Source organism: Novosphingobium sp. CF614 (genome assembly GCF_900113255.1).
Lineage (GTDB): Bacteria > Pseudomonadota > Alphaproteobacteria > Sphingomonadales > Sphingomonadaceae > Novosphingobium.
Genome location: NZ_FOOR01000047.1, coordinates 1 through 4,499 on the forward strand (window position 1 = coordinate 1; position 4,499 = coordinate 4,499).

At 58.6% G+C, this 4,499-nt stretch carries 6 protein-coding genes; 2 read left to right on the forward strand and 4 right to left on the reverse strand.

Translation table 11 applies throughout. The features are described from left to right. Both BM052_RS19075 and BM052_RS20060 read left to right on the forward strand, forming a co-directional pair. Positions 1 to 408 (forward strand): IS66 family transposase (locus BM052_RS19075; protein ID WP_143084916.1); only part of this gene is annotated, 408 nt, incomplete at its 5' end. Between the two features lie 424 nt (positions 409 to 832). Beyond that, on the forward strand, positions 833 to 976 hold the full coding sequence (locus BM052_RS20060) for a hypothetical protein (RefSeq protein ID WP_177198579.1): 144 nt from the start codon (positions 833 to 835) through the stop codon (positions 974 to 976). Between the two features lie 87 nt (positions 977 to 1,063). On the opposite strand, the gene BM052_RS19080 is transcribed toward BM052_RS20060, so the two are convergent. The 4 genes from BM052_RS19080 to BM052_RS19095 all read right to left on the reverse strand — a co-directional run bounded on the left by BM052_RS19080 (position 1,064) and on the right by BM052_RS19095 (position 4,367). Beyond that, on the reverse strand, positions 1,064 to 1,663 hold the full coding sequence (locus tag BM052_RS19080; RefSeq protein ID WP_177198580.1) for a malonic semialdehyde reductase: 600 nt from the start codon (positions 1,661 to 1,663) through the stop codon (positions 1,064 to 1,066). A 113-nt stretch (positions 1,664 to 1,776) separates the two neighbouring features. Continuing rightward, positions 1,777 to 2,562, reverse strand: a complete 786-nt coding sequence (locus BM052_RS19085; protein WP_091149443.1) for an SDR family NAD(P)-dependent oxidoreductase — start codon at positions 2,560 to 2,562, stop codon at positions 1,777 to 1,779. 82 nt (positions 2,563 to 2,644) lie between these two features. Further along, positions 2,645 to 3,196, reverse strand: a complete 552-nt coding sequence (locus tag BM052_RS19090) for a TetR family transcriptional regulator (protein WP_177198581.1) — start codon at positions 3,194 to 3,196, stop codon at positions 2,645 to 2,647. Positions 3,197 to 3,554: 358 nt separating this feature from the next. Then, the gene (locus BM052_RS19095) at positions 3,555 to 4,367 is read right to left on the reverse strand and encodes an SMP-30/gluconolactonase/LRE family protein (protein ID WP_255406270.1); all 813 of its coding nucleotides are present in this window, start codon (positions 4,365 to 4,367) and stop codon (positions 3,555 to 3,557) included. Positions 4,368 to 4,499 lie beyond the last annotated feature (132 nt).

Here is a 4,499-nt window from a genome sequence, read left to right on the forward strand (position 1 = left end):
GACCTCAAGGCATGGCAGCGCAATCCCGATCCCAAACGGGCCAGAGCCCTGCGCGCCCGCTTCGATCGCATCTTCACCAGGCTCACCGGCAACGTCATGCTGGACCGGCTCCTGACGCGTCTTCATCGTCAGAAAGCCTCGCTGCTGCGCGTCCTCGAGCGCCCCGAGATCCCGCTGCATACCAACGGTTCGGAAAACGACATCCGGGCCTTCGTCACCAAGCGCAAGATCTCCGGCGGAACCGTCAGCGAAGCCGGGAGGATCGCTCGCGACACCATGATCGGCCTCATGAAAACATGCGCCAAGCTCGGCGTCTCGTTCTATCAGTTCCTCGGCTGCCGCTTCGCCGTTCCCAAAGCACGACACATTCCCTGGTTGCCAGACCTCGTCATCGCAGCTCAGGCATAAATGCCCGGGAATTTGCCCCGGTTACCCTGAACGGTCAAATTGCTCATCGGGCCTGCTCCACGAATTGGGGTTTAACCTCATGCGCCGGCTCACCGACTTTGACAGTCAATTTGTACTTCCACCAACACTTGTAGGCAAGATAATATATTTGTACTGGCCCCCGTTTTAAGGGGGCCAAGCCGTCATGTCGGCACAGGTCAAATTTTCCCAGATTCGCAGGCCTGTCTAAGCGATTCGTTCGCGTAAGACGGCGAAGACGCGGATGATGATCCGAGTTTGTGGCGCTCAGATTGTTCGCAGAACGGAGGCACTAAGCCAGAACCGTTGAACAGATGGCGGTGGAAGTCGAAATTTTGACGACAGCGTTCTTCCGCCTTTTCACGAGCAAGGCCGCTCGCGCAGCTGCACACTGTCGAACGGGTCCGTGCTTGCTGAAAAACTCACCGAGGTCGTCGGCCTCTATGCAGAGCCGCCGGCTCACGCCGCGGTGCTGTCGTTCGATGCGAAGGGCCGGATTCAGGCGCTTGTAGCGTTTTCAGAAAAAAGCCAGGCGGTGTCAATGAGATGAGCGCTTTGTCGCGGCATTGGCCCCTGGGAACTGACCTCACGCACGAGTTCGGTTCCCCGGGTTTTGCAGATTACAGTATCTGGGCGATCACAGAAGCTGGCAAGCTTCCTCGAACGACAGGCGCGGGTTGCGCGGCCAGACGCCAGCCGGATCGCCATGGCCGATTGCACAGATGAAGTTCGACTTGATGCGGCCTTCAGGGAAAAACTCGCCGTCCACTCCGGCATTGCTGAAGCCCGAGATCGGCCCGCAATCGAGGCCCAGCGCGCGCGCTGCCATGATGAAGTAGGCGCCCTGCAACGAACCGTTGCGGAACGCGGTTTCGTTGGACATTTGTTCATCGCTGGCGAAGTAGGCCTTCATCGCCGCGCCTGCCGCAGGGAAAAGCTGCGGCATCTTGTCGCCGAAATCGAGGTCATGGGCGATGATCACGCTCACCGGCGCGGCCATGATCTTGTCGACATTGGTCGGCGCGAGGTAAGGTTTCAGCCGCTCCTTTGCTTCATTGCTGGTCAGCATGACAAAGCGGGCCGGGCTGCCATTGGCTGAAGTCGGCGCCATCCGGGCAAGGTCATAGACCTGCCGCAGCAGATCTTCGCTGACTGGATCAGGCTTCCAGGCGTTTTGCGTCCGCGCTTCCAGAAACAGTTGATCGATCGCCTGGTTGTCGATTGGCTTGCCCGTCACTGAAATCTCCTGTTGTTCGATAAAATTCCCTGGCGAAACTTGTATGCATTCCGCCAGAATCGGTATGTGCCTCGCCCCCCGATCAAATCGGGAAGCAGAACGTCAATCACCGGTCAGAGGTCGGGTGAAACCGTTCGGGTTTCTTCGACCCGCCCGCCATCGATCGGCAGGATCGAACCGGTGACGAACGATGCCGCATCCGATGCCAGATAGAGTGCACCAAGCGCTACATCTTCACTTGTTCCCAGTCTTCTTACACGCGTCGCCTGCTTGGCGACCTCGCGGATTTCCGGCCTCATTTCGAAGACTTTTTCGAGCGCTGGCGTTTCGATCGGCCCAGGAATGATGCCGTTCACCCTGACTTTTGGCCCGATATCGGCCGCCATCAGCTTGGTCATTTGGGTCAAGGCCATTTTGGCGACATAATAAGCCAGATTGCCACGCGGCGCGCTGTAGGCACCGGGCGACAGAATGTTGATCACGTTCGCGCCCGGACGCCCCAACAGGTGGGGAAGCGCCAGACGTACCAGTTCAAACGGCATTGAGACGATCAGCCGGAAATGATCTTCCAGCACCTGATAGGTCGTATCGACAAATGCCGGGGACATGGCTCCGCCTGCATTGTTGACGATGATATCCAGCCCGCCCAACCCCGCGATGGTTTGTTCAACCAGACCTGGCAACTGATTCGGATCAGCCATGTCGCAGGGAATGGCGATCGCCTTGCCCCCGGCCGCGTGAATTTCGGCGGCGATCTTATCTATTTCGCTCGACGTACGGGCGGATACGGCGACAGCGGCACCCGCTTCAGCAAACTTGCGTGCAATGCCCGCACCGATTCCCCGTCCGCTGCCCGTAACCAGCGCGACTTTGCCCTCCAAAGACAGAGTGACGGTCATAGCACCAAGCCACCCATGCGCGTTGACAGCATATTATCATCACTGAAATTCAAGCAGCTCATCCCATTTCCTGTCGTTTTTATTATTTGGCCCACTCTGCGGCAAGCTGCCTGAGCGTAGCAAAGCCCTGTTCAACAAATGTGCCGAGGCATTCACTGTACTCACCGACACCCCAACTCCTGACCGCTTCGTTGAACACGCCAAGGCTTACGCGCGCGGTGATCAGGGCCTGATCGTCGGGTGCGGTGAGCCCGCGCCGTTGGGCCAGAGCGGCAGCGATGCCTTCCAGCCAGGTACGGCTCATATCGTTGTAAAGCCCGCGCAACGACGCTGAGCCCGCTGCCGCAAGCCCGGCACGCCGGCTGTGTTCCGGGTCAGCATTGGGTACCCAAACCTCAAAGATGCCATGACGCACCGCTGCCAGATCGCTTTCGCCAGGCGGATAAGCCAGAATGACCTCGCGCAGATCGGGCATATGGGCGTCCTGATGACACAGGATGACGTCCGACTTGTTGGGATAATAGCGAAAGAATGTTGTCGCCGAGATTTCAACCTCGGCGGCAATCTGCTCTACAGTCGTCGCTTCATAGCCCTGATCCGCAAACAGCCTGAGCGCAGCATCCTCGATCAACATCCGCAGTTTCGCCTTCTTGCGAGAACGGAGTCCTTCGACGGGTTCTTCAACCCTAAGAAATGTGACTTGCGATGACATGGTCGCAAGGTTGGCATATAACAGGGGCAAGTGCAAATATATTGGTAGGCTCGCAAATGTGGGTAAACATTCTAAACGCCCGTGGTTGACGCGCCCACCCAAGGACGATCCGGCGAAAGCAGCGATATCCGCATCCATTGCCGATCATGCCGTCTGAACGTATTGCGTTGCACACCCTAAGCCAAGCCTCGCGTTTTTAGCGTAGCCTCGTCAGGTAGTGCCTTGATTGGCAACCACCCCCCGCGAATTGACGCGGCCCGGCCCCAGTGTGCTGCGATTGTCAGGCCCTGGCGGTCAAGGTTTCCGGCACACCGTGCACGTGCGTCTCAACCGCAAAGATGTCACCGCCAAGCGGCGAGACCGGCAGGCCCATGTGCGATTCAAGCCGGCACGAGGTGATGAACAGCGTCGACATGTCCTTGCCCCCGAATGCTACCATCGTCGGGCCGAGGATCGGCATTTCGAAGTGCAGATCCAACGGTCCGTCTGGCGCGAACCGCGCGACACGCCCCTTGTCGCCATAAGGAATCGCATTCCAGTAAAAACCCTCACTATCGACTGTCGCCCCGTCGGGGATACCGAACCCTTCGGGCATGGCAGTGAACAGCCGTTCGTTGGAAGGAATGCCGGTGGTCACGTCATAATCGTACTGCATGACGATTCGCCCTTCCGGTCTCCAGTCAGACCGGTACATCGTCTTGCCATCGGGGCTGAAAGCAGGGCCGTTCGGCACCATCACGTCGGGGATCACCGGCGTTACCTTCCCCGCCTCATAGCGATAGAATGTTCCTTCGGGCGGGCCGTCGATCTTGAATGCCAAACGAATGCTGCCGACCCACAACCGCCCCTGACGGTCGGCCTTGCCATCGTTGAACCGGAAATCGGCGGCATCGAACGGGGCATCGCAAATCTTGTCGAAGCTGCTTGTGGCAAAGTCGAAATCGAAAAACCCGTCATTGGTCGCCACAACAGCGCCGCCGCCCTCGCGGAAATTGAAGCAACCGGGGGTGGCGGGCACAGGCCAACTATCATTGCGGCCTGTCGCCGGATCGAAGCGGTTGAAAGTCTGGTTCTCGATATCAACCCAGTACAGCGCCTGCTGCTCGAGCGTAAGACCGTATGTCCATCTACGCGCCTTGGGTGGCTGGCCCTACACTGCGCATCCGAGGGTTTCTCGGACGGGCCGAGTCGATCCTCATCACAGGAGGACGAGCCGTGGAACATT